Genomic DNA, 24172 nt, shown 5'->3' on the forward strand with positions numbered 1-24172 from the left:
TTGTTTCGGCTGCCACGCCAAGATACGGTGATATTGTGTGTAGAAAGTGGTTTAACTTGTGGAGTGGACGCTTGGAAACTTGCGCTTCGCACAAGTCCCCCAAACTTTAGTTGGGGGTCACTGACAGTTCTTTCCCCTAATTACCATTTTCTGTATAAATTAGGATACCACACGTTTAAACGGATTGCAAGAAAAGTTTCTACACAGATGTCGTCACTGGGGCTTGGAATTCAGATGCTTGACACAGTTTAGCAAATGTGCTATCCTTGTCAAGAGTTTATTGTAGTTGACGGATAGGCATAAAGGAGAATGATGATCCGAGTTATCAGGTTTTGTGTCGCGGTCAGCTTGCTGGTGCTGTTTGTGGTGCTTCCAGGATGCACACAGGAGGGGCAGAAACAGACGGAGTTGAACGTGTATGCCGCAATCAGTTTGACAGACGCGCTTGGTGAAATTGGGGCAGCGTTTACGGCGGAAAATGGGATTAAAATCTATTACAATTTCGCCGCATCTACGACGTTACAACGCCAACTCGAAAAAGGCGCGACAGCGGATGTCTTCATCTCTGCAAGCCCGCGCCAAATCGTTGCCTTGGAATCGAATGGATTGCTTGAAACCGGTAGTCGCCAAGATTTGCTAACCAATCGGTTAGTGCTTGTCTCTGATGAAGGCTCAGGGGTCTCTGTGGAAGCACTTGCTAACCTGACTGTCCCTGAAATTTCGAGAGTCGCGATTGGGCATCCCAATATAGTACCTGCTGGCACTTACGCCAAAGAAGCTTTGGTTCACTTCGGATTGTGGGAGACGCTACAGTCGAAATTCGTCTTCGGGACAGATGTACGTGCCACACTTGCGTATGTAACCGCCGGGAATGCCGATGTAGCGATTGTCTATCAAACCGACACAACCCTAACCCGACGCATAAAAGTGCTTTATCAGTTGCCCCCTGAAGCATATACACCAATCGTCTATCCTGCTGTCGTTATGAACGGCAGCCCCCACAAACAGTTGGCGCGTAGATTTATTACTTACCTACACTCAATGGAGAGCGGTAAAGTTTTTGAAAAGCACGGATTTACCTTCTTGGTACTAAAATGAGGATTACCCCCGCTGAAGTTACCGCCCTCTCTATATCTATAAAAGTTGCGTTACTCAGTCTTGTTATAATGTTTCCGCCTGGGCTATTAGTCGGTTGGCTACTCGCAAAACGCACATTCCCGGGAAAATCGTTCCTGAATACGCTTGTGATGTGTCCGTTGGTGCTGCCGCCTATCGTCAGTGGATATTTACTCCTTATCCTATTGGGCAAACACGGATTCATCGGTGGCTTTATCTATCAAACTTTCGGCATAGAGATCGTTTTTTCACAGTTGGCAGTTATTATCGCAGTCTCCATTATCTCATTTCCACTATTAGTACGGGGTATCGTGACAGGGATGGAATCTGTACCGCTCGAGCTTGAAAATGCGGCACGGACGCTTGGAGCATCACCCCTGAAGGTGTTTTGGACGATAACCTTCCCACTTGCGCATCGTGGAATTATCGGTGGGACGATCCTCGGTTTCTCCAAAAGTCTCGGAGAGTTTGGTGCCACTATCATGGTCGCAGGAAACATCCCCGGCAAAACCCAAACGATGGCGTTAGCGATTTTCAGTGCCGTCCATCTCGGAGAAGATGCATCCGTTTATCGATTGGTGTTTATTTCAACCATTGTTGCCTTCATAGCACTCTGGTTAACGGAACGTTTCACGCTCCGATAGGGCGTTTTTTGTAAAGGTGATTGAAATCACACGGAACAGTATCCGACTATAATGTTCTTCATTGCTGCTGGCGAGGTTTCCTAACCGCACCGAAGGCATTATTTTCAGAATGCTTTTGGGCACCTCTGTTCAGAATCCACCTCACCGAACCGCAAGGAATAATTAAAAAATGGCAGAGAGTCCCAAAATTAGACTCAATTTTCGCAAAAGCCTCGGTAGTTTCACTTTGCGAGTCGATTGCACGCTGGAAACAAAGGTTTCAGCGTTTTTAGGCGTGTCTGGAAGTGGTAAAAGCACGCTTCTCAATTGCGTGAGCGGCACGTTGACCCCCGATGAAGGTGAGATCGCTTTTGGAGACGAAATACTTTACGCCTCTGCCGCTGGAATTAATCTACCACCTGAAAAGCGGCGGTTCGGCTATGTCTTCCAGGAGGGATACCTTTTTCCGCATCTCACGGTTGCTCAGAACATCCGATATGGACAACCTACGTCATGGAAATCTTCAGATGCGATAGATGTTCTCGAAATTTCCGAACTGCTTCAGCGGTATCCGAAGGAGCTTTCTGGGGGACAACGTCAACGGGTTGCGATCGCACGGGCACTCGCAATGGAACCACGAATGCTCCTCATGGATGAGCCGCTTGCTTCACTTGATAGCGCGCTAAAAGATCGAATTATACCCTATCTGCACCACATTAAGGAAGTTTTCGAGATACCGATCCTTTATATTACCCACGCCTTTTCCGAGGCAATGGCACTCGCTGACGAAGCCTTTCTAATCGCTGATGGCGAAATTATGGCGAGTGGTGAACCTCATCGGTTGTTAACTGCCCCTTCCGCGATGCCCATCGCACAGATGACAGGTGTCGAAAACATTCTATTCCTTCCCGTAACGGATTCAAGCAAGGCACGCGGTTTGACTGCGTTGGAAATCGGGAGCCAGTCTCTAATTATACCTTATATCGATGTTGAAGTCGGCGAGGTTGTTCCGGTCGCTATCCGTGCTGAGGATATTATTATCTCGCTTGAACCCAATATCTCCGTGAGTGCACGCAACATATTACCCGGAAAAATTCAGTATCTTGATGTCAGAGCCGAACGAACGTGGTTATCAATTCTCGTTGAATGGCATCACCTCGCCGTGAAAATCACACACGAAGCACGAGATCAGCTGCAATTAAGGGAAGGATCAGAGGTATACTGTGTGATTAAGGCAAGTGCCATCAATCTCCTCTGGGATTAAATTCTTTTGTCTGAATCAGGATTAAAAGGTATTTGTAGGTTGGGTTGAAACGAAGTTGAAATCCAACTTTATTCACCACGTTTCTGAAGCTGATCCCAAAGCGCATCCACCTGTCTGTGGAGTTCTTCAAGCGGTCCTTCGTTCTCTATAACAACATCCGCATACTTGACTTTTTCTGTGACGGGCATCTGCGCATCAATCCTCGCTTGGACTTCGGATTCCGTAAGCGGCCTGCCCTGTGCAATGCTGCGTTCCAGCGTGCGCCGCAGTTGCGTTTCTGCTGATGCTGTCACCACAACAATCAGATCAACTGTGTCATAAGCACCCGCTTCAATGAGGAGTGGTGCATCGAGGAGCACGATGCACGTCGGGGCTTCCGCGGCGAGGTGGCGTGCCTGCCCGCGTGAGCGTTCGATAATCAACGGATGCAGAATGCTGTTCAAGCGTTCGCGAGCGGCTTTATCCTGAAAGACGATGGCTCCGAGTTTTTTTCGACTCACATCCCCGGATGCGTCGAGAATGTCTTCTCCAAATGCGTCAGTGAGTTCGTCAATAACGGGGCTATCCGCTTTGAGGAGTTGGTGTCCGATTTCGTCTGCATTGATCTGAATCGCTCCCTTTTCTGCAAGCAGATCCGAGACGGTCGTCTTTCCGCAGGCGATCCCGCCTGTAATCCCGACGATAGTGCCGCGTGCGCGGTCTGTTGTTGCTGTTTCCATATCTTGAGTGTATACCACCCACCACAATTTGTCAATGCCCTCCCTTGTAGGAGGGATCTCCGAATCCCGACAATATTGGCTGTTCTGTAGGAAGGATCTCCGAATCCCGACTCTTTTTTCTACTGATCACAACAATTTTCTAAGTTTCGCTGGCGAGGTTTCCAACCTCGCCTCCTTGATAACTCCCAATTTCAATTGACACCCACAACTACTTCTGCTACGATGCTAACCACTATAGCTATTTTCATTCGGAAAGGGGCAATGTTTCATGGGAAGATTAGAGGGTAAAGTCGCAATCGTAACGGGCGCGGGTAGAGGGCATGCCGAAGCAGTCGCCAGACGCTTCGCCAAAGAAGGCGCAGCGGTTTCTATCTGCGATGTGCTCCCGGTGGAAGAGTTAGAGGCAAACGTCGGTTCAGAAATTAGAGCCGACGGTGCGGACGTGATCTGTTTTGAGACCGATGTTTCGCGGGAAGAACCCGTCCAAGAGATGGTCGCTGCGACGATCGAGAAATTCGGCACTATTGATATACTCGCCAACGTCGTCGGCATCGCGGGACCGACGAAGGATGTCTGGGACATGACGTTGGAAGAATGGCGGCGCACGCTTGAGGTCAACCTCGATTCGCTGTTTATCTGTTCTAAAGCCGTCCTGCCGGAGATGATTCGCAAGGAATACGGAAAGATTATCAACTTCAGTTCGGGGACGGGCAAACAACCGCTTTCGCATAGAGCACCGTATGCGACCTCGAAGATGGGTGTCATCGGTTTCACACGCACGCTCGCCGCCGATGTCGGACGCTACAATATCACCGTCAACGCCATCTGTCCGGGGTGGCACATGGAGAGGAGCCTTGAACTCGCAAGGGGCAGAGCTAAATACATGAACAAATCCTTTGATGAAGACGCATTACGCGAGCGATACGGACGAACGAACCCCAAAAGCGTTATTGCTGGGAGATGGTGTTCAGATGAGGGATATAGCGATAAAGGCTCCGGATCAGAGGATGCCGCAGCGTTAGCAGCCTTCCTCGCCTCAGAGGATGCCGCGAACATGACAGGTCAAGACATCAACACCGGCGGCACAGTGATGTGGTAGTTATATAGATTCTCAATCCTCTATCTTCGCCAGTGATCAAAACCATGTTTCGACATATCATGTTGGGCGAGGTCCCCGTGCCTCGTCCTTCTCAACCGACTGCCAATCATCATTCACGGTAGGTGCGGTTTCCTAAGCACCGGATTGACCTTACCTCATTTCCTACTTACAATTCGCTCTTCTCCCCGCTGGTGCGGTTTCCTAACCGCACCTTTTTCTTTTTTACAAATATTTCTTATCTATTTTCAATTTAACTTGATATTTGTTAATAAATACAGTATAATATATTATGGCGTTTCCAAAAAAGAACGTTCTGCGTCAACTACGAAAAACAGGCGATGTCAGGAAAGTGATCTGTTGTCACTCAAAAAATGTTACACTTTCCGCCAAAATATTTTTTTCGCAGCAGCAAATCAGAAGAAAAGGGCTATAAACCCTTACAACCACTGGGTTTTCTCCGATGCCTTCTGACACCAAATGTTACACCAGTGTAACATTTTTTACGACTTATGAGTATCCGATAGGAGTTTAATGGATGAAACAACTCACGCAAGCCGCGTTTCAGAAGGCAAAGAATTTTATAATGGATCAGGGGAGAGCGTTGGACCAAAAGCGTTTTGAATTCCATTTTGAGAATGGATCCGCTGATGCCGTCCTCGCCGCGCTATCACACTATCAAAACGACGATGGTGGATTTGCCCACAATCTGGAGCCCGATATCAGGAGCTCTGCTTCGTCGGCAATAGTGACCACTTTAGGTTTCCAGATTCTCAGGGAAATTCGGGCACCTGTAAATCACGTATTGGTCCAAAAGGGAATCCAATATTTTATTGACACCTATGACGAACCCCAACAGGTATGGCACATCGTTCCACCTGAAGTGGAGGAGGCACCTCACGCCCCTTGGTGGAATTACAAGAGGAGTCCCGAAACTTTCGGGCAGTTTCTGGTCAACCCCCGCGCTGAGATTGTCGGGTATTTACACGAATTTGGCAATAGCGTGCCGACGGAATTGTTGAACACATTAACAACAACTGTTCTGGAGCATCTGGATTCCCTGCCCGACGAAATGGAGATGCACGATATTCTCTGTTGCGTGAGGCTCGCGGAGACGGAAGCTCTACCGAATACGGACAAGGTCTGGGAGAAACTCGCTCAAGCGGCGGCGCAGGGTGTTGCCCGGAACGCGGAGCAGTTGGCTGGCTATGTTCTCAAACCTTTATGGTTGGTGCCCTCCCCAGAATCACCCTTAGCTGCTGGGCTTAAGGATGAAGTGAAGATGAACTTGGACTTTGAGATCGGACAGCAGGGAGAGGATGGTTCTTGGTCCCCGAATTTCTCTTGGGATGATCAGTATCCAGAAGCATGGCGAGCGGCGAAAAAGGAGTGGCAATCCAGGCTCACGGTTGATACCCTGAAAACGTTGAAAGATTTCGGGCGCATTGCGCAAGGAAATGAGTAAAATGGAAATATGGGTAAGGCTTTATAGGTGTTGATAGTCTTTTTGTGTATGTAACACCGCGTTTGCATACGCGAGGCAGGCACGAATATCCTCTTGCACGATATGAGGATAATTCTCAAGAATCTCTGCCTCAGTCCAACCGTGTCCTAATAAGCCAACGATGAATTCAACAGCTAATCGTGTGCCTTTTATCACAGGTTTTCCTGTAAGAATATTCTCGTCACAGACGATCCGTTCTGCTAATGTATGCGGGATCTGACCTCGCATAATGTTTCCCGTCTCCCGTGCTATCAGTAGTAAGACTGCATGCAGTTACGATCACTTCTCCCCGACCGCGATGGAGTATCCACGGTATAGAGTGAGTACTTGTTGTTTTGCTCTGTTTCTACCCCATCAATAGATATTCCTATTATACTACACTTTTCTATGGATGTCAAATGAGGAGTGAAAAGAGGAACCCGAAATTACCACTTGACACTTCCCTCAAATTTCTGGTAAAATAAATGAGGCGATGCAAAAAATGGAAGGAGCGGCGAAAAGGAAGTATGCCGGAGTAGAATCTAAGAAAAGGATATGAATCCTGATCGCGGATTTGGCATCCAACCGAATGGAGGCAATTGACTTTCGTGATATGTCCCTTAAGGAATATCAACGGGGCAGGGACATCCCTTCTGCCTGAACAGACGAGAATTCGGTAATGCGTGACGCACATCCGCGAAAAATCCAATACTACCGAGATCAAAATGGACGCGCACCTTTCACTATATGGATTCAGTCTATTCGGGACCCAAAAACCCAAAACAGAATCTTACGGAGACTTGACCGGCTCACATGGGGCAATTTTGGTGAATGTAGATCTGTTGGAAGTGGGGTGTTTGAATTGATACTTAACTTCGGATCGGGTTATCGTATCTATTTCGGTGAAGTCGATAACACTGTGGTCCTCCTGCTTTGTGGTGGTGATAAGTCATCGCAGGCCCGAGACATTGAGCGGGCAAAAGTGTACTGGCGAGAATACAAGGAGGTGAGCCAATGAGGGAAATGGGAGATTGGCGTGAGTACTTAATGGAACGACTTGCTGATCCAGAGAACGCAATGAATTATCTTGATGTGTCGTTAGAAGAATACCAGGCAGATGGTGATACCTCTTTTTTTCTAATGGGGCTCCGGAACGTTGTCGATGCCCAAGGTGGAATTTCTACTTTTGCTGAGCAAATCGGGCTTGAGCAGAAGGATCTGTTGATACTGCTGTCTAACGACGCCGCGCCGCGTATTGATACTCTCAATGCTATTGTTAAGGGACTTGGGTGCCGCCTATCAATTAAACCGCGAGAGGTTACGAGTTCAACGCATGGAGTTAAGAATGAGGATTATCCACTTGCACAACGAGAGCCAGCGAAATCCAATCTCGGAGTCGCTACCGACTGAACCTATAAGATGAAAATCAGAGTCTTTGTTTGATAGTGCAACTTGGGTAAAAATAGATGATGCGACATAAAAATTGGAAGGAGCAAAAGAAGTGGCACAAGACACAATTAAAGTTGGGGTTATCGGGGCAGGGGGTAACACGACATCACGGCATATTCCCGGACTCCAAGCCATCGAAGGCGTTGAGATCATCGGGGTCTGCAATCGGAGTCTGCAATCCTCGCAGCGGGTAGCAGACCAGTTCGGTATCCCGAAGACCTACGGCAATTGGCAGGATGCGATCGCCGATGCGGACACGAATGCGATTGTCATTGGAACATGGCCCTACATGCACTGCCGGGCTACAATAGCGGCACTGGAGGCGGGCAAGCACGTGATGTGCGAGGCGCGGATGGCGATGAACGCCAGAGAAGCGCATAAGATGCGAGAGGTATCGCGTCAGAAAACACATCTCATCGCGCAGATCGTCCCATCGCCGATGACACTGCGGGTCGATAACACCATAAAACGGCTTATCGCTGACGGATACATCGGGGACGTGCTTGCCATAGAAGCACGCGCAGGCGGCGCGTTTTTGGACAGCGAGGCACCCCTCCAGTGGCGGCAAGATTTTGACCTCAGTGGGCTTAACATCATGAGTATGGGGATCTGGTACGAGGCGTTGATCCGTTGGGTCGGAGAAGCGACGCAGATTATGGCGATGGGCAAAACCTTCGTCAAGATGCGTCCGGATGCCGACGGTGTCATGCGTTCTGTGCGGATTCCTGAACATATTGATGTCGTTGGGGATCTCGAATGCGGTGCGCAGCTGCACATACAGGTTTCTAACGTCGCCGGATTAGCAGGCGCACCGGAAGTTTTTGTCTTCGGCAGCAACGGGACTTTGCGTTTTTCGGGGAATCGTCTTTACGGTGGACAAAAGGATGACACTGAACTCACCGAGATTGATATTCCTGATTCAGAGGCTGGCGGCTGGCGAGTCGAGGAAGAGTTTGTGAACGCTATCCGTGGCGAGGAAATTATCACGCACACCGATTTTGAGACAGGTGTGAAATACATGGAGTTTACGGAGGCGGTCACGCTGAGTATGCAATCGGGAACCGCAATTACCTTACCACTCCATATTTAGAACGGGCTACGACACAGCAGCGGAGTGGGTCTGCTACCTTGGAAGGAAAGACGTTTGACACTCGGAGAACTCTTTGATCTTTGTAAAGACATTGAACTGCGGCAAGCGAAACTCTATGCCTCTCTCTCATTGCGGTTAGGGAGTGTTGATGAACGGATCGCGCGATTTTGGGAGCAGATGAGCACGGAGGAGTGGCAGCACCACATTCTCGTGGATTTCGGGCGATCTCTATGCATTGACGCGTTTGGAGTGGATTCACCTGTGACCGAGTTGTCGGATGTTCCGGTTCAGCAAATTATGGACGCGCTGGATGCCCACGAACAGAAGGTTGATAGTGGAGAGGTCTCGCTTGATGAAGCCTTCGATATCGCGATCGCGATTGAAGGAAGCGAGGCAGATGCCATTTATATGTATCTCCTCTCTATCATGAGAAAGGCTATAGAACAGGGCAATCAGCCGTATTTGATGGATCGGATTGTGCAGGTGGAGAAGGACATGGTGTCACACGTAGATGGGTTAGTCAAGGCGACACAGAGATTTGCAAAGGATAACGACCTGATTCGGAAAGCACATCGTCTAAAAGCAGAACACGGTTAAACTGTGGGATCGGGGCATTTCGTTTTTCTGTAGGAGGGATCTCCGAATCCCGACACTTCTTGGTCGCGATGTATCCCACAGGACCAACAGACCGTCGAAAATTGAATAGCCCTAAGAGTAGGTGAGGTTTGTAACCTCGATACTGAATAGCCCTAAGGGTAGGAGAGATTTGTAACCTCGATACAATTTTCACGAGTGCTGTGCGTTGCACAAGAGATTTCCCGCTTGCGCACACGCGACCTCTTCAAGTTGTAAGGTGGTGTGGTTGATACCGAAGTGGGTTTTCAGTTCTGCATTGATCTGTTCAAGAATCCGGTCAGGGGCTAAAGTTGTATTTTCGTCAACCACGACGTGTGCACTCAGGACAGAGTAGTTAGAACACAATGACCAGATGTGCATGTCGTGAACATCTTTGACGGTGTCTAAAGCACGGAGATGCGTCGCGACGGTGTCTGCGTCTGCGTTCCGTGGCGAGTTTTCAAGCAAGATATGCACCGCTTCTCGCGTCACGTTCACCGCGCCGAAAAGAATAATCCCACCGATAAGGAAACTCAGCAACGCGTCAATCGGGTACCATCCCGTCCAGAAAATAATCGCGCCTCCGACAACCACCGCGACGGAGGAGAGAGTGTCCCCTATCACGTGGAGCATCGCGCTCCGGACGTTGAGATTATCGTGACCTTCGCCGTGCAGCTGCCATAAGATGAGTAGGTTACCTGCGAAGCCGAGGCACGCCACAACAAACATCCCCGTCACTTTTATTTCTGTCGGCGACATGTACCGTTGGTAGGCTGCGTAGAAAATCCAACCGGAAATCCCGATGAGCGACACGCCGTTGATCAAAGCAGCGAAGACCTCCGCACGGTGATACCCATAAGTCCGCGAGGAGGTGGCTGGACGTGTCGAGAGATAAATTGCCAGCCAACTAATCAGTAGCGAAAAGACATCAGACATTACGTGTGCCGCGTCGCTTAACAGTGCCAGACTACCTGACCAGATACCTCCGATCAGTTCACCGAGGAAGACGCAAAACGTGATAAGCACAGCAAACTTGAATTTCTTTTGGAGATGTGTTTGATGGCTGTGTTCGTGTCCATCGCCATGATCGTGGTGATGGGCGTGACTGTGATTGTGCACAGCGTCTCCCTTTAAAAGTAGTAGACACACGCCGTTGTGCCGAAACTAAAAGTGTAACCGAACTGAGGCGTGATACCTCGTCCTACAATGCGGATTCGTTTGCGTCTAATCGGTGGACGTGCTGCTCTTTGATTCGCTGCTCGTATCGGTTTTCTTTTCTTTTTTCTCGCTTTTGTCCGATGAAGTGCTTTTGTCTGACGGCTCGTTTTTATCCTTCTTCGCTGATTCTTTGTAGCCGTCACTGCGGTAGTCTGTAATGTAGAATCCGGAGCCTTTGAAAATCAATCCGGCACCTGCTCCGATGAGTCGTTTCACTTTGCCATTGCACTCCGGGCATTCCTCGATGGCGGGGGCAGTAATGCCCTGAAACCGCTCGAATCGGTTGTCGCATGCGAGACATTTATACTCGTATGTGGGCATATAGAGTTATCCTCCATTCTATGTGTCTTGCAAGTAGGAGCGAGTTTCACTCGCGATTCCTTACTCTGTCGTGGTAAAAAGTTTGTTGCTAAAAAGACGATATTCTGATAAATTTTAATCGTTACGCATGCAAAAGTCAAGTGAATTTTTTGTGATCGGAGTTTTTTATGTTTCGCCTGCTTATTGATTCTGAGAGTTTTCCACTCGGCAAGGGACCGATGGTCATGCTCATTCTGTTCCTTGTATCTACACTTTTCATCTTCGGACGATCTGAAGAGGCGGGTGAGAAACTCGAATTCTGGATTTTCGCGAACACCCACTATGAGGAATACCAAGCACGCGTGCCTATCTTTGAGGCGCAGAACCCAGGCGTCAACGTCCAACTCATCAATTTCGGTAACACGATGCACGATAAACTCCTCGCTGCGATGTTATCCAATTTCGGCGCGCCGGATCTCGTTGAGGTTGAGATTACATCCATCGGTCGGTTTCTTAAGGGCGCAATTGATGAGGTCGGCTTTGTCGATCTCCGTCCGCGTTTAGAGAGCGAAGGTTGGATGGAGAAATTGGTCGTGAGTCGGTTCACACCCTGGTCCTACCGCGGTCGGATTTACGGCATCCCACACGATTTACATCCTGTTGTGCTGCTCTACCGAGATGACCTCTTTAAAGCCGCTGGTGTTGAAATGACAGAAGTTGAAACCTGGGATGACTTTATCGCTGCTGGAAAGAAAGCGACACGCGATCTCGATGGCGATGGTAGGATTGACCAGTACGCAATCGTGTTGGATCGGCGCACGGAGAGCGACTATTTCAGTTTACTCCTTCAACAGGGGGGCGGATTCTTCGACGAAGAGGGCAACGTCATTATCGACAGTGAACTCGCGATTGAGACGCTGGAGTTTTTCACGGCGTTGTTCAATGAACATGAAATTGCGACCCCAGTATACGGCACATGGCACGGGGATCCGAGTAATTTCGCCGCAATGCAAGATGGTAAAATTCTCTCTATCCTTTCACCCGATTGGTACGTCGGCATCCTCAAAAGTCAGGTGCCGCAGATGTCCGGTAAATGGAAGGCGGTCAGCATGCCTGCGTGGCACCCTGGCGGTAGGCGCACCACGACGCGCGGTGGAACAATGATCGGGATTACGAAGCAGTCCAAAAACCCAGATCTCGCGTGGGAAGTACTCAAATTTACCTATTTTGACAGACCCGGTCTCGTCAACCGATATGAGACGACACGGATTATTCCACCGCTCAAATCCGCATGGGATGCTCCTATCTTTAAAGAACCGGATGTCTACTTGGGTGGACAGCAGCTGGGGGAGTTGTTTATCGAATTGGCACCCGATATGCCAGCACGCTATCAGAATCCATACTGGTCGGAAGGCGCGGATCTCCTCAACGATGCAATTTTCGCCGCTGTCACCGAGAAACAGACACCGAGAGAGGCGTTAACCGATTTGGCAGAGAAGGTGCGAGCACTGATTGCGAAGGATAGAGGCAGATGGGGAGACATGTAGATTTCTTGCATTGTCCGCCTTCACTATGAGGTGCGATTGGGAAATCGCACCTACTGGGTTTGAGGATAAAGAAAGTTTTTTATGAAAGCAAAACGCTCAACGAATTTATTTTGGAATCAACAACAGAAAATCGCTCCCTATCTTTTTATTGCCCCATTTTATCTGCTGTTCGTCATTTTCATGGGCTATCCGCTCATTTCGTCGCTCGTGATGAGTCTTTATGAAATGCGTGGATTCCAGAGTCGGATATTTGTTGGTATCGGTAACTTCACAGACCTGTTCCGCGACCCAATTTTTTGGAAATCGCTACGGAACACCGCCTATTTCGCAGCAGGCACGCTTACCCTCCAATTACCGATCGCGCTGCTGTTAGCGATTCTCCTCAACTCCAAATTCGTCAAAGGGAAGAATTTCTTGCGTCTCGCCTTTTTCGCACCCGTCCTTGTTGCGGGTGTCTTTGTCGCGATTATCTTCAACCTCGTCTACGATCAGCGTGCGGGTTTAGTAAATCAGGAATTCGTGCTCTTTGGCAAAGAGATCGGTTGGTTAAACGAGGAGAAATATGTGATGCCAGCGGTCATCCTGACAGGCGTTTGGCAGTGGGCGGGATTCAATATGATCTATTTTTTAGCAGGGTTACAAGGGATTCGGCAGGAGTTGTATGAAGCCGCAGCCGTCGATGGTGCAAACTGGTGGCAGGCGTTCATCCATGTCACGCTGCCATCCTTGCGACCCGTGATAGCGTTCGTTTTCGTTGTCTCGATGATAGGCTCGCTCCAACTCTTCGACCTTCCGTTTATTTTAACGAACGGCGGTGAACCAGCGGATGCAGGCTCAACAATCGTCATGTATCTCTACAAAAATGGGTTCCAGTTCATGCGTCTCGGTTATGCAGCAACGATCGGATGGGTGCTGTTTTTCATTATTGCGGTTATCTCAATCGTCCAATTAAAATTGCTCGGTATTTTCCGAGATGAATAGTAGTAGGCACACGCCGTTGTGCCGTCAACCACGGAAGGGAAAGACTTTGTATATCCTACCCGCCATCGATCTTCGCGGTGGCAAGTGTGTGAATTTAGTACAGGGTATCGCCTCACAGGAGACAATCTTCTCGGACGCACCTGTAGAAATGGCATTGCGCTGGGAAGCCGAGGGCGCGGAATACTTGCACCTCGTGGATCTCGACGGCGCGTTTCAGGGTGAATCGGCGAACCTCCACATTGTCATCCAAATTATTGCTGAACTTGATATTCCTATCCAGCTGGGGGGTGGCATCCGCAGTATGGAACAATTAAGAACAGTGTTGGCGTTAGGCGTAGATCGCGTCATTTTAGGGACGGTTGCGCTCAAACAACCGGGGTTAGTGAAACAGGCGTGTGCCAAATACGGCGCGCGTGTCGCTGTCGGTATTGATGCCAGAGATGGAAGGGTCGCCACGGACGGATGGTTAGAGGTCTCCAAAAAATCTGCTGTCGAATTTGCCCAAGAAATGTCGGAGGTCCAAACGTTTATCTACACCGACATCAAAAGCGATGGAATGCTCAAAGGTCCCAATGTTGACGCAACCGCTGATATTATTGATGCTGTCACTGCGGATGTAATTGCTTCAGGGGGTGTCACGTCGCTCGCTGACATAGCCGCTTTGAAGCAAATTGGTGCCAGCGGTGCGATTATCGGACGTGCTTTGTATACCGGCGACCTCACCCTGTCAGATGCAATCGCTACAGCACGTTAGAGAAACATCACTCCACGCCCGTCACAACACCGAACCCAATTCGCACATCCATCTTTTTCACCTCAAATCGGGTGCCAATCTCCATCACCAGTGGTAGGTCAAGCGTAAGGGAGACGTGGGCATAAGCTCCCGGTGTAATCAGAGAGAGACTTGGCGGGAGTTTTAGATGCGCTGGCATATCGGTACCCCATAGGTAGATGTCAGGCCTATCGTTTTCGATGAGCGGGATGTGTGTGCCGCTCTCTTCGTGTGTCAGCAGATAGATGAGTGCCGTAAATTCGGAATGTGATTTGACGGTCTTCGGTGTGCAAAGCACCTGTCCAACAGACAACCAGTCGGGTTCAGATTCGACACACACTTCATCCTCCTTTATGCTGAGAACCCGCGTCTTAATTCTATCCCCTTTGCCCACGATGTCTACCGCTTGCCCGACAGCGAGTTGTCCCTGCACAATATTGCCGCGAACGGATACACGCTCCTGAGTTTCCTCAGTGATTTCATGGATCGGCATAATAAGAGGTAAGTGTGCCGTGTCCACGGGTGTTGGCATTGCCCGATTCATTGAGAAGATAAGGTCAATGATCGGTTGCCACTGCGGCGAGGTGATACTGTTTCCCCTATAGTCTAATGCCTTACGCGCATCACCGACAATTATTGGGGTGGTTTCTGGATTCCATCCACACTCGTTCAGCAGTTCTTCCATTTCCTGTTGACAAATGTCTATAAGTTCATCGTCTTTTGGAATGCCGTCTGTGTTCAGAAAAGATAACACTGTCGGGTAATGCATCTGATTCGCAAGGCGGAGATGCGACTCGGAGTCCGGTGTGACACCCTCGACTGCATTTACGATCCAAATGGCACCATGTATTGCCGGAGAACCGCTGACGAGCATTTTGACAACGTCGATGTGAGTCTCGCAATCGATTTGAGTGTAAAGTTTACCACTGGTTTCATACGCTATGGCGCGGTAGGTGATGCCAACCCCCTCCCGGATTGGGTGACTGATTGGGGGTTGTGTTTCAAAATCACTATCTCCGTTCGTGTGGATCGCACCGATTCTCGCAACAACCTTCGCTATCGCCGCTGTCAATGTTGTTTTGCCGTGTCCGAGTGCGCCGAGCGTGCAAATAGGTAATCTGCGGTGCGTGTTTTCTTTTTGATCTGTCATCTCTTTTCTCCTGATTCGGTGTAATTTTTTACTACAATCTCCACTTCATTATAGCACGAAGTTAGGAATTCGGCAATAAAGGAAAAACTTGCCAAACCGTCTGGCGCGTGTTAGACTATACTAAAGTTTGGATGCTTCGTGTCACGGGCAAGTTGAGTTTCAAAGCCGATATTGAGCAGGCACTTCGTTTATTGGAGTAGCGTTGTCCAAAACTCTGGAAATAGAAAAATGTCAAACCAAAAAATCCATAACCATAGTGAACTGGCATCTATCCTTCAGCAAGCGAAAGCAGACGGAGACATTGTTGTTACGACCAACGGTTGTTTTGATGTCCTGCACTTAGGGCATCTCCGGTATCTTCAGGCGGCGCGCCAGCTCGGCGATCTGCTCGTGGTAGCGATTAATAGCGACAGTTCAGTCCGACAACTTAAGGGCGAAAATCGTCCACTTGTGCCTGAAGAAGAACGCGCGGAGATGCTCGCCGGATTGGAATGTGTTGATTACGTCGTCATCTTTCCAGAAGCAACGCCAATTGATTTGCTCTCCGAACTCAAACCGAATATCCATGTTAAAGGTGGCGACTATAAACTGGAACAGCTCATCGAAAGAGATGTCGTTGAGGCAAACGGCGGTAAGGTTATCGTCGGTTTAAACGTCCCGGGTAAATCCACAACGAATCTCATCGAAGTGATATGTGACCGCTACGGAGATACTGATAAGGAAAATTAAAAATCTGGTTAAGAATGGTTGTTAAACCAAAACAGTAGCCTGCAACAATACGCAGAAACACTTTCTTCGCATTGGATTTTTTCGGACGGGCGAGCATCTGCAACGAAGTGGCAGAATGAGCAACACCCTCGCCCGTCCGTAAGCGTTTGCAAAAACACGCAGGCGGATATGAGGGACGCACGTTAAAGTTCAAACACACGCTGTTCCTCCGCAAGGAAAATTAAAAGAATGCAGATAAACGATTCATTACGTGTCACCGATCTAAAACCTCAGATTGAGAGGCTTTTTGAATGTTCAGGTCAAAAGATTTTAGCCATAGAGGACACATGGCTCCCCGAAAACGGGACACCCGTTTTTACGGTTGCTGGCACCTACACAACACGCGGTTGGACGGAGTGGACACAAGGGTTTCAGTTCGGCTCCGCTATCCTTCAATTTGATGCCACTGGCGATGAGCAGTTCCTTGAGATCGGTAGACGGAACACGATTGAGAAGATGGCACCGCACGTGACACACATCGGTGTCCACGATCACGGGTTCAATAATGTCTCGACTTATGGCAACCTCCGGCGTTTGATGCGGGAGGGTGTGATTCCGTGGAACGATAGTGAGATGGATTTCTATGAACTCGCACTGAAAGCCTCCGCTGCCGTGCAAGCGGCTCGCTGGACCCGTATTCAAGATGGGACCGGATACATCGCCTCTTTCAACGGACCGCATTCGCTCTTCTCAGACACTATCCGTTCTTTGCGCGCTTTAGGACTTGGGCATACCCTCGGTGCAGTGCTCATGGGTGAGGGTGATGCCGCTATCAGTCTACTGGAACGCCTGCTCCAACATTCACAGACCACAGCAACCTATAACGTCTACTACGGCGACGGACGTGACGCATTCGATCTGCGTGGACGGGTTGTGCATGAATCTATCTTCAATACGAACGATGGGAACTACCGTTGTCCCAGTACACAGCAGGGATATTCCCCGTTTACGACATGGACGCGCGGACTCGCATGGATTGTTACGGGGTACGCCGAGCAACTCGAGTTTTTTGATACGTTACCCGCAGATATACTTGAACCTTACGGCGGATATGATCTGGCAACGGCACACATGCGCAAAGCCGCGGAAGCCACTGCCGATTTCTATATTGAGAACACAGCACAGGATGGAATCCCGTATTGGGATACAGGTGCTCCCGGTTTAGCGGAACTCGGTGAATATTTGGCTAAACCTTCGGACCCGTATAACGATCTCGAACCCGTAGATAGCTCCGCCGCGGCGATTGCGGCACAGGGCTTAATTCGACTCGGCAACTATCTCAGAAAGCACGGCGAGTCGGAGGCAGGGAATTCCTATTACCAAGCAGGCTTGACAGTCGCGAAGACGCTCTTTGCTGAACCGTATCTCTCTGAATCTGAGTCGCATCAGGGATTGCTCTTGCATTCGGTGTATCACCGTCCGAACGGATGGGATTATGTGCCGGAGGGCAGAAAGATTCCATGCGGAGAGGCTTCGATGTGGGGTGATTACCACGCCCGCGAACTCGCAGTCCTCTTATGGCGAGAGATCGTCGAAAAACCGTATCTAACGTTTTTCTAATCTTTGTTGGTAGGTGCGGTTTGATGAAGATTAAAAAAATATTTCGGTAATATTTATTTTCCCCTAACCGCACCATAGGTGTCAATTTTAGAAAAATACGTCCGATTCTGAGTATGAGATAAAGTGTTCATGAGCGAAATCTCTATCGTCTCCTCTACAAAATGTGAGGAGAATGCGTGGTTTTTAGCTCCGTAGGGGCGACATCTTTGTAGAAACGCGTGGAATATAAGAATATAGCCCCGGAGGGGCGGCATTTGTAAAAACGCTGCTACAGAGGCGAGTCGGATTAGAGGAAATAAAGATGAATGAAAACAAAGACACACAGCAACACCCAAAAGTTGAAATAGCAGTCAAAAATTTCGGTCCCATTGCGGAAGCGAACATCGATCTGCGTCCGTTGACGGTGTTTGTCGGTCCCAGCAATACAGGAAAAACCTATTTTGCCACGCTGGTGTATGCTTTGCATGGTGTCCTTGCGGGGTTCCCGCGATATCCTTTATTGAACCACGCTCTATTTTCCTTACCTAAAGCCGTGTTCGGGTCAGACTCTTTCGATGGTGTGATTGAGACAATGGATGAAGTAAAAAAATTTAATCAATTAGTTGAAAAAATAAAAATAATTAACAAACAATTCAAGTTTTTAGAACTTCCTCAGGACATCCGTGAGAAAGTGAGATCTGAACTCAAGAATCTACTGGTTTTTGAGGAAGAACTTAAACGCTGCTTTGATCTGAAGTCGATTGCCAAATTACCTCGGTCGGACAACGGACGGTACCATAGAATGGATGTTTCTTTATCGGTTAGTGAAGCAGGTCAAGAACTCTGGGCGGTTAAGATGAAAAATTCCGGCGATAGCATCATAATAAATGATCGAGTTAACGAGAACATGGTTGTTAATCCTGTGGAATTAATTGGACCACATGCTATCAGATATTTGCGAAGGTATTATCTGCCGTCTTCTCGAAGTGGAATAATGCAAAATCATAAAATAATTGCAAGTTCATCTGTAGCACTTGTTAGTTACCCATTCATGGAAGGTTCCTCAGATATTGCGACGTTATCGGGAGGACTTGCAGACTTCCTACGGCTGCTGATACTCTACGAAGAACCTGATACGCCTAACGATGAATTGTTTACAATTGCCAAATTATTAGAGACTGGTGTACTCGCCGGTGACATAGTCACAAAATCTTCTCCAAGTGGGCACTCAGAATTTCTCTACCGTCCACAGGGAATGGAGGAAAATATTCTTGTGAGTCAAGCCTCTTCAATGGTATCTGAACTCGCTCCATTGGTACTATTTCTACGGAGTGGTATCAAACCCGGTGATACACTCATCATTGAAGAACCGGAAGCGCACCTACATCCGGGTGCCCAAGCAGACATGGCGGTCATCCTCGCGCGTTTGGTTCGTGCGGGGGTAAAAGTGATTATCACAACACATAGTGATTGGCTACTTCAGGAAATAAGCAATCTAACTCTTGAGGGACTGCTAGAGGAAGAGGCTGACGAGCCTTCCAGTTGGTTATTACCGGAAGAGGTCGGCGTATGGCATTTCCAAAAAGATCAACCTGTGAAGGAAATTCCCTTTAAACCCAGAGAAGGTATCTCTCCAGAGGATTATGAGGATGTTGCCGAAGGACTCTACAACCGCTCAGTGAATCTCCAACAGAAATTAGAAAAAAAGAAAGGTAAGAGCGAGCGTGAATCTGTATGAAGTTCTTGAGGAGGTTCGTCAGTGGGTCGGAGACAGGAAGGCGACATCCCCCTATACCAAAGAAGGATGTCGAGTCTCTATGGCTGACTTACAATCCAAACCAGTAAACCGTGTTGTATTGGATGTAGACCGGGCGTTTCCAACGGACAGAGCCAAAACAAATCAATGTGACTTGATTCTTTTCCACATTAATGATGCCCAAAATGACCTCGTTGTAGTACCGATGGAGCTTAAGGGTGATCCCGATGCGTCAAAGATAATCAGGCAGTTGCAAGAAGGGGCGAGAATCGTTGACAACTGCACCCCAGATCATATCACGATAAATCTTGTTCCTGTCTTGGTCCACGGACCGGGTATGCACAAATATCAACGAAACCGACTTAGAACTGCCAGGATCAGGTTTCGAGGCGAGAAATTTCCAATTAACACAACGACGTGTAGTCATCAAGGAAATTTAGCACAGGCTTTGAAAAAATCAACTAAGCGTTGACTTTACGCGCATCTCAATTTGCAAGAATAGTCAATGCCTATTGCGAAGTATATCGTCTGTGTCACTTTCCGTTTCTCTCGATTATCCCTCAATCCGCTCAACCTGCCCCGTTTCCATTGAACGGTTCGCCGCGAGTGTAACAGCAAGCGACTTGACAGCATCGGCGTAGGGGGCAATAACCAATCCCTGATCGTTTGCCTCAACCGCATTAACGAACTGCTCAACCTGTCGGAAGTAACCCGCTTCCGTGCCAGTGTAATCGATCTCCTCACCGCTGATTTGTCCGCGCAATCCGAGATCAAGCGTGAGTTTGAGATAGAAGTCATCACCCACCAACTCGGCTGCGAAATGGTCGTGTGCGCGAGCAACGCAGGTGCTGGTGATACTCCCCACCGCACCGCTCTCAAACTGCATATTGCAGACGGTGCACTCCTCAAAGTCAGCAATCCTCTCAGAAACCCCCTTGATACCGTAGGCATGAACGTTTGCAACATCGCCGAGGAAGTAGCGGATGAGGTCAAAGACGTGGGTCGTTTGCTCGACCATCTGTCCGCGGGATACCTCGTATTTTCCCCACCATGGATGCCCGGCACCCATCCTTGTGAGAAACCGTCCAATCCCCATGGTAAGTTGCCGATCTCCAACGAGTTCTTTCGCTTTCGCAGTGATGTCGCTGTAGCGCGCCATATAACCGACTTGGTTGATAACACCGGCAGCGGCAATCGCATCGCGAGCGTGTTGAGCGGTTTCCAAATTCTGTGCAACGGGTTTCGCAACAAAGACTGCCGCGCCAGATGCTGCTGCGTCAGCAACCTGTGTTGTGTGCGCTCCGGGCGGGATACAGATGAATACGACATCAGGTTTTTCTGTCTGTAGCATCTCACCGTGGTCGGTGTATGCTGTCGCATTCTCTTCAGTGGCAATAGTCGCACCGCGTTCGGCATTTATATCACAGATTGCCGCAATCGGACGTTCGAGCTGATTGAGGCTTTGGCGGTAACTTCTGGTGATACCACCAACACCGATAAAAGTAATTTTCACGCTTTTTTCTCCTTGGTTTCCAATAATGTGAAGGATCAACAGCAGAATATTCAGATCATCTCTCGAATCTTATCTCGAAAATAACAGAAACTGGGTGACGCGTTTTTGTCTACATTCATATATGGAGTAATTTTCTGTGCCCATGCTGATTTTTCTTTCCCAATTACATACCAAGGTTTCTTTCCGAGTGCATTTGAGCCTCCGGTGAATATGGCATCAGCCAGAAGTTCCCATGTGCCGCAGATAGAATCGTTTTGATAGCCATTCAAGATGTTGTCCTTGGCTTTAGGATAGGCTTCCTTGATTGCCGGAATATCCCCAAGAAGCCAAGCTTCACCCTCTTCTATGGCAATACAGAACCGAGTTTCTGGTTTGGGGTTGCAAGAATTCAGAACTCTGAAGAGTTCTTGGCGAAACGTCTTCAAACAGTTATTATCCAAATCGCAAACCACAATTACTATCTTGGTAGGATCATTGGTGTAACTTTTTCCGTACGCCCTGAGTTGCATGGGAAGTTGATTAAGCAAGAGGTGAGTATTGGCATTTGTAGGATTATTGAGATTTTTGGGAATGTGTCCTATTCCTCGGTACGGGTGGATATTGAATGTATGGTGAGTACCGACGATTTTCTGTATCAAAATGTCAAGGGCTTTCTTGCCAGATAGGTCTTCAACAAGTATTTCAAAATGCATTCTATTGCCTCGGGTCAAGATAGTCACTATACCAGAGTCCACCCAAGGGCAGCCCTTCTTCAACAAGGTCGTTCACAAGCGGGTTTTCACTTGCTCGACGTATTTTGGAAAACCCGTCGTCGCCTTTTTCGAGGATCCAAACCTCTTTCGGCTCTAAGGCATTGACAAAATACGGCTGGTGCGTCGTAATAAAAACTTGTGATCCTCTTCTGTGTCCTGTAGCATGTTCACGGAATTCGGTGGCAAGAGTCTCTAAAAGTTTATGATACAGACCGTTTTCTGGTTCTTCGATACACAGAAAAGGAGGGGGCGTTGGGTCTTCAAGCAGCAATAGATAGGCGAATACTTTGAGCGTCCCATCAGACATTTGCTGAGCGTAAAATGGATCTTGAAAGCCTTTGTCATTAAATCTTAGCAGCAATCTACCATCGCTGGTTTTTTCAGTATCAATTTGATTGATGCCAGGAATTTTATCGGCGATTTTTTTTAAAATGGCGTGGAAACGCTGCGGATGTTCACGCGCCATGAATTGCACAACGTTGCCAAGGTTGTCACCAAGGAGATTGAGATGTTCTTGGGGACCGGCGAGCGGCAAACTCCGTGCCGCGTTCGGAGTGAAATAACTAAGATACCACCCCTCAATGAACCTGCGAAAAGCGGATATTCTTGGATGCTGTTTCAAGGCACCGAGTGTGGCAATGCCGAGTTTGCGGGGGTCTTCCAATTCGATAATCTCAGTCTCGCTGGATTCCTCTGCGTTTATGGATTTAAGGAGAGCAAAAAGGTCTAAGTGTTCGACTTCTTTGTCGATTAACATTATTTCTTCCCCTTTCCATGCAACACCGCTGCCATCATTGAGTATTAAAAAGGAAAATGGTTGTCCTCGTTTCTGACCCTTTCGTCTTTGTCGGAGGCGTTCTCGAAGGATGTATGGGCGTCCGAATTCGTCTGCCGCAATGGCAATTTGATATGTAATGGGTCTGGCATTTCCATGTTCTCTGTAGTACACATCGAATTCAATGGGATCTGTTGTTCCTTGTGATCGCATTTTTTCAAAACCGCCACGCCCACGCGCGTCGCAAGCTTCTTCGACATTATTGAAGTTGAGGGCATCGGCAAGGAAGCCAAAAGCGTCGAACAAAGCACTCTTACCGACCCCATTTTTTCCAATTACCGCTGTCATTGGGGTGAGTGCTTCTTCTTTTCTTTTGTCCCATAGGCGACCGAGTGTAACATCTTTGAGAACACCGAAATTTCTCACTCTGAAGCCTTCTAATGTTGCCATGTTGCGATCTCCATTTTCATCTCTGTGGATGTCAAAACAAACTCTTGATTATTGTAGCAGATCTTGCGTTATTTTGAAAATTGAAATCCGTCGGTTATGGCATAGAATAGAAAGTCAGGCGAGATATTCTGGTCTGCTTCCACGCACCGGAGGTTGATTTGACAAGCAGTTCTAATCGTCGGCAGAAACCACAACACTCAGCAATTCTGCGTCTGAAACGGGACGGAAGCGTTCCTCTGGATTTCTCAGGAAGACCCCTCGTATATCTGTGGTGATCGCATAAAGTGCTGGCATTACAAACAGCGTCATCAATGTTGCAACAGCGAGTCCGAAAATGATCGTATACGCCATCGGCATCCATATAGGCGACTTGCCACCTAACCCGATCGCCATCGGAATGAGTCCGAAAATCGTCGTCACCGTGGTGAGAACAATTGGACGCAATCGGAGACGACTGCCTTTCAGAATAGCATACCACTTATTATACCCCTTTTCTCGGTACTTGTTAATGAAGTCGATAAGAACAATTGAATCGTTCACCACAATCCCAGCGAGCGCGACGATACCAAACATTGCGACGATACTCAGCGTCGCATTGGAAAGGAGGAGGCCAATCATCGCACCGATCATACCGAATGGAACAGCAAACATAATGATAATCGGTTGTATAAAGGATTTGAATTGTGCACCCAATACGACATAGATGAGCAACAGCCCAACAATGAACAATTTCCACAACTCGGAAAAGGATTCTGTAATTTCATCAAAAACCCCTCGAAAATCGAGTTGGTATCCCGGATACAAAGATTCTATATCTGCAAATGCGCTGATGAGGGATTGATTCACTTTAAAGGCAGTCGTCTTTTCGCTATCTACCGAGGCATAAACCGTAATTGCCCGTTCTCCATCGAATCGATGGACATCTGCGTATCCTTTTTCCACCACGATGTCCGCAATATCCTTGAGTGGAACAATCGCACCGGTGGGTGTTGCAATCAAGAGGTTATTAAGTTCAGCAAGATTTGTAAGTGTGTCCGCCTCATATTTGACGATGACATTAATCGCCTCGTCTGCTTCACGATAGGTTGTACCTTTAGCCCCGTCAATCGCTGTCCGAATGGTTTGTGCAACCTGAAACGTGGTTAATCCATATTGATATGCTTTCTCCTGATTCAAGTAGATGTGCAGTTCAGATT

At 48.3% G+C, this 24172-nt stretch carries 26 protein-coding genes; 17 read left to right on the top strand and 9 right to left on the bottom strand.

All coding sequences use genetic code 11. The features are described 5' to 3' along the window. From J4G07_08060 to modC, 4 genes are all read left to right on the top strand, one after another. The coding region (locus tag J4G07_08060) for a hypothetical protein (GenBank protein ID MCE2413942.1) at nt 1–252 on the top strand (252 nt) is incomplete at its 5' end. A 57-nt stretch (nt 253–309) separates the two neighbouring features. Then, nucleotides 310–1098, top strand: a complete 789-nt coding sequence (gene modA / locus J4G07_08065) for a molybdate ABC transporter substrate-binding protein (GenBank protein MCE2413943.1) — start codon at nt 310–312, stop codon at nt 1096–1098. Continuing rightward, entirely contained in the window at nt 1095–1760 is a 666-nt protein-coding gene (gene modB, locus J4G07_08070) for a molybdate ABC transporter permease subunit (protein ID MCE2413944.1), read from the top strand. Before modA ends, modB begins: the two co-directional genes overlap by 4 nt. 169 nt (nt 1761–1929) lie before the next feature. Further along, nucleotides 1930–3003 (top strand): molybdenum ABC transporter ATP-binding protein, encoded by a 1074-nt coding sequence (modC, locus tag J4G07_08075; protein ID MCE2413945.1) that lies wholly within the window; start codon nt 1930–1932, stop codon nt 3001–3003. Nucleotides 3004–3071: 68 nt separating this feature from the next. Here modC and coaE read toward each other — a convergent pair whose 3' ends face one another. After that, complete coding sequence (gene coaE, locus J4G07_08080) at nt 3072–3722, bottom strand: dephospho-CoA kinase (protein ID MCE2413946.1); 651 nt, start codon at nt 3720–3722, stop codon at nt 3072–3074. 268 nt (nt 3723–3990) lie between these two features. Here coaE and J4G07_08085 point away from each other — a divergent pair, with 268 nt between their 5' ends. Further along, nucleotides 3991–4821, top strand: a complete 831-nt coding sequence (locus tag J4G07_08085; GenBank protein MCE2413947.1) for an SDR family oxidoreductase — start codon at nt 3991–3993, stop codon at nt 4819–4821. A gap of 535 nt (nt 4822–5356) precedes the next feature. Beyond that, complete coding sequence (locus tag J4G07_08090) at nt 5357–6283, top strand: hypothetical protein (protein ID MCE2413948.1); 927 nt, start codon at nt 5357–5359, stop codon at nt 6281–6283. A 21-nt stretch (nt 6284–6304) separates the two neighbouring features. Here the strand turns inward: J4G07_08090 and J4G07_08095 are convergent, their stop codons facing one another. After that, nucleotides 6305–6550, bottom strand: a complete 246-nt coding sequence (locus tag J4G07_08095; protein ID MCE2413949.1) for a DUF433 domain-containing protein — start codon at nt 6548–6550, stop codon at nt 6305–6307. A gap of 430 nt (nt 6551–6980) precedes the next feature. Between J4G07_08095 and J4G07_08100 the strand changes: the two genes are divergently transcribed. From J4G07_08100 to J4G07_08115, 4 genes are all read left to right on the top strand, one after another. Further along, nucleotides 6981–7319: a type II toxin-antitoxin system RelE/ParE family toxin gene (locus J4G07_08100; GenBank protein MCE2413950.1), complete on the top strand. Its 339-nt coding sequence runs from the start codon at nt 6981–6983 to the stop codon at nt 7317–7319. After that, the gene (locus J4G07_08105) at nt 7316–7711 is read left to right on the top strand and encodes a transcriptional regulator (GenBank protein MCE2413951.1); all 396 of its coding nucleotides are present in this window, start codon (nt 7316–7318) and stop codon (nt 7709–7711) included. Before J4G07_08100 ends, J4G07_08105 begins: the two co-directional genes overlap by 4 nt. Nucleotides 7712–7802: 91 nt before the next feature. After that, entirely contained in the window at nt 7803–8840 is a 1038-nt protein-coding gene (locus J4G07_08110; protein ID MCE2413952.1) for a Gfo/Idh/MocA family oxidoreductase, read from the top strand. A 54-nt stretch (nt 8841–8894) separates the two neighbouring features. Next, the gene (locus J4G07_08115; GenBank protein MCE2413953.1) at nt 8895–9437 is read left to right on the top strand and encodes a hypothetical protein; all 543 of its coding nucleotides are present in this window, start codon (nt 8895–8897) and stop codon (nt 9435–9437) included. A gap of 189 nt (nt 9438–9626) precedes the next feature. On the opposite strand, the gene J4G07_08120 is transcribed toward J4G07_08115, so the two are convergent. After that, nucleotides 9627–10574: a cation transporter gene (locus J4G07_08120; protein ID MCE2413954.1), complete on the bottom strand. Its 948-nt coding sequence runs from the start codon at nt 10572–10574 to the stop codon at nt 9627–9629. 105 nt (nt 10575–10679) lie between these two features. Further along, nucleotides 10680–10994: a zinc ribbon domain-containing protein gene (locus J4G07_08125; GenBank protein ID MCE2413955.1), complete on the bottom strand. Its 315-nt coding sequence runs from the start codon at nt 10992–10994 to the stop codon at nt 10680–10682. Between the two features lie 167 nt (nt 10995–11161). Here J4G07_08125 and J4G07_08130 point away from each other — a divergent pair, with 167 nt between their 5' ends. From J4G07_08130 to hisA, 3 genes are all read left to right on the top strand, one after another. Next, nucleotides 11162–12520 carry a sugar ABC transporter substrate-binding protein gene (locus J4G07_08130; protein MCE2413956.1) on the top strand — a complete coding sequence of 453 codons (1359 nt, stop codon included), beginning with the start codon at nt 11162–11164 and terminating at the stop codon, nt 12518–12520. Nucleotides 12521–12601: 81 nt separating this feature from the next. After that, nucleotides 12602–13501: a sugar ABC transporter permease gene (locus J4G07_08135; protein MCE2413957.1), complete on the top strand. Its 900-nt coding sequence runs from the start codon at nt 12602–12604 to the stop codon at nt 13499–13501. A gap of 46 nt (nt 13502–13547) precedes the next feature. After that, nucleotides 13548–14255 carry a 1-(5-phosphoribosyl)-5-[(5-phosphoribosylamino)methylideneamino]imidazole-4-carboxamide isomerase gene (gene hisA / locus J4G07_08140; GenBank protein ID MCE2413958.1) on the top strand — a complete coding sequence of 236 codons (708 nt, stop codon included), beginning with the start codon at nt 13548–13550 and terminating at the stop codon, nt 14253–14255. A gap of 7 nt (nt 14256–14262) precedes the next feature. Here the strand turns inward: hisA and J4G07_08145 are convergent, their stop codons facing one another. Next, complete coding sequence (locus J4G07_08145; GenBank protein MCE2413959.1) at nt 14263–15423, bottom strand: hypothetical protein; 1161 nt, start codon at nt 15421–15423, stop codon at nt 14263–14265. A gap of 228 nt (nt 15424–15651) precedes the next feature. On the opposite strand from J4G07_08145, the gene rfaE2 reads away from it, so the two are divergent. The 4 genes from rfaE2 to J4G07_08165 all read left to right on the top strand — a co-directional run bounded on the left by rfaE2 (nt 15652) and on the right by J4G07_08165 (nt 19958). After that, nucleotides 15652–16152, top strand: coding sequence for a D-glycero-beta-D-manno-heptose 1-phosphate adenylyltransferase (gene rfaE2, locus J4G07_08150; protein ID MCE2413960.1), 501 nt, complete (start codon nt 15652–15654; stop codon nt 16150–16152). A gap of 228 nt (nt 16153–16380) precedes the next feature. Continuing rightward, entirely contained in the window at nt 16381–17751 is a 1371-nt protein-coding gene (locus J4G07_08155) for a glycoside hydrolase family 88 protein (GenBank protein MCE2413961.1), read from the top strand. Nucleotides 17752–18052: 301 nt separating this feature from the next. After that, entirely contained in the window at nt 18053–19468 is a 1416-nt protein-coding gene (locus J4G07_08160) for an AAA family ATPase (protein ID MCE2413962.1), read from the top strand. Next, nucleotides 19455–19958: a hypothetical protein gene (locus tag J4G07_08165; GenBank protein ID MCE2413963.1), complete on the top strand. Its 504-nt coding sequence runs from the start codon at nt 19455–19457 to the stop codon at nt 19956–19958. Before J4G07_08160 ends, J4G07_08165 begins: the two co-directional genes overlap by 14 nt. A gap of 81 nt (nt 19959–20039) precedes the next feature. Here J4G07_08165 and J4G07_08170 read toward each other — a convergent pair whose 3' ends face one another. The 4 genes from J4G07_08170 to J4G07_08185 all read right to left on the bottom strand — a co-directional run. Further along, on the bottom strand, nt 20040–20999 hold the full coding sequence (locus tag J4G07_08170) for a Gfo/Idh/MocA family oxidoreductase (GenBank protein MCE2413964.1): 960 nt from the start codon (nt 20997–20999) through the stop codon (nt 20040–20042). A gap of 50 nt (nt 21000–21049) precedes the next feature. Further along, complete coding sequence (locus tag J4G07_08175; GenBank protein ID MCE2413965.1) at nt 21050–21691, bottom strand: hypothetical protein; 642 nt, start codon at nt 21689–21691, stop codon at nt 21050–21052. A gap of 1 nt (nt 21692) precedes the next feature. Beyond that, on the bottom strand, nt 21693–22976 hold the full coding sequence (locus J4G07_08180; protein ID MCE2413966.1) for an AAA family ATPase: 1284 nt from the start codon (nt 22974–22976) through the stop codon (nt 21693–21695). A gap of 171 nt (nt 22977–23147) precedes the next feature. Beyond that, nucleotides 23148–24172, bottom strand: a 1025-nt coding sequence (locus J4G07_08185) for an efflux RND transporter permease subunit (GenBank protein ID MCE2413967.1), incomplete at its 5' end; no start/stop codon positions are given.

This window comes from Candidatus Poribacteria bacterium (assembly GCA_021295715.1).
Taxonomy (GTDB): Bacteria; Poribacteria; WGA-4E; order WGA-4E; family WGA-3G; genus WGA-3G.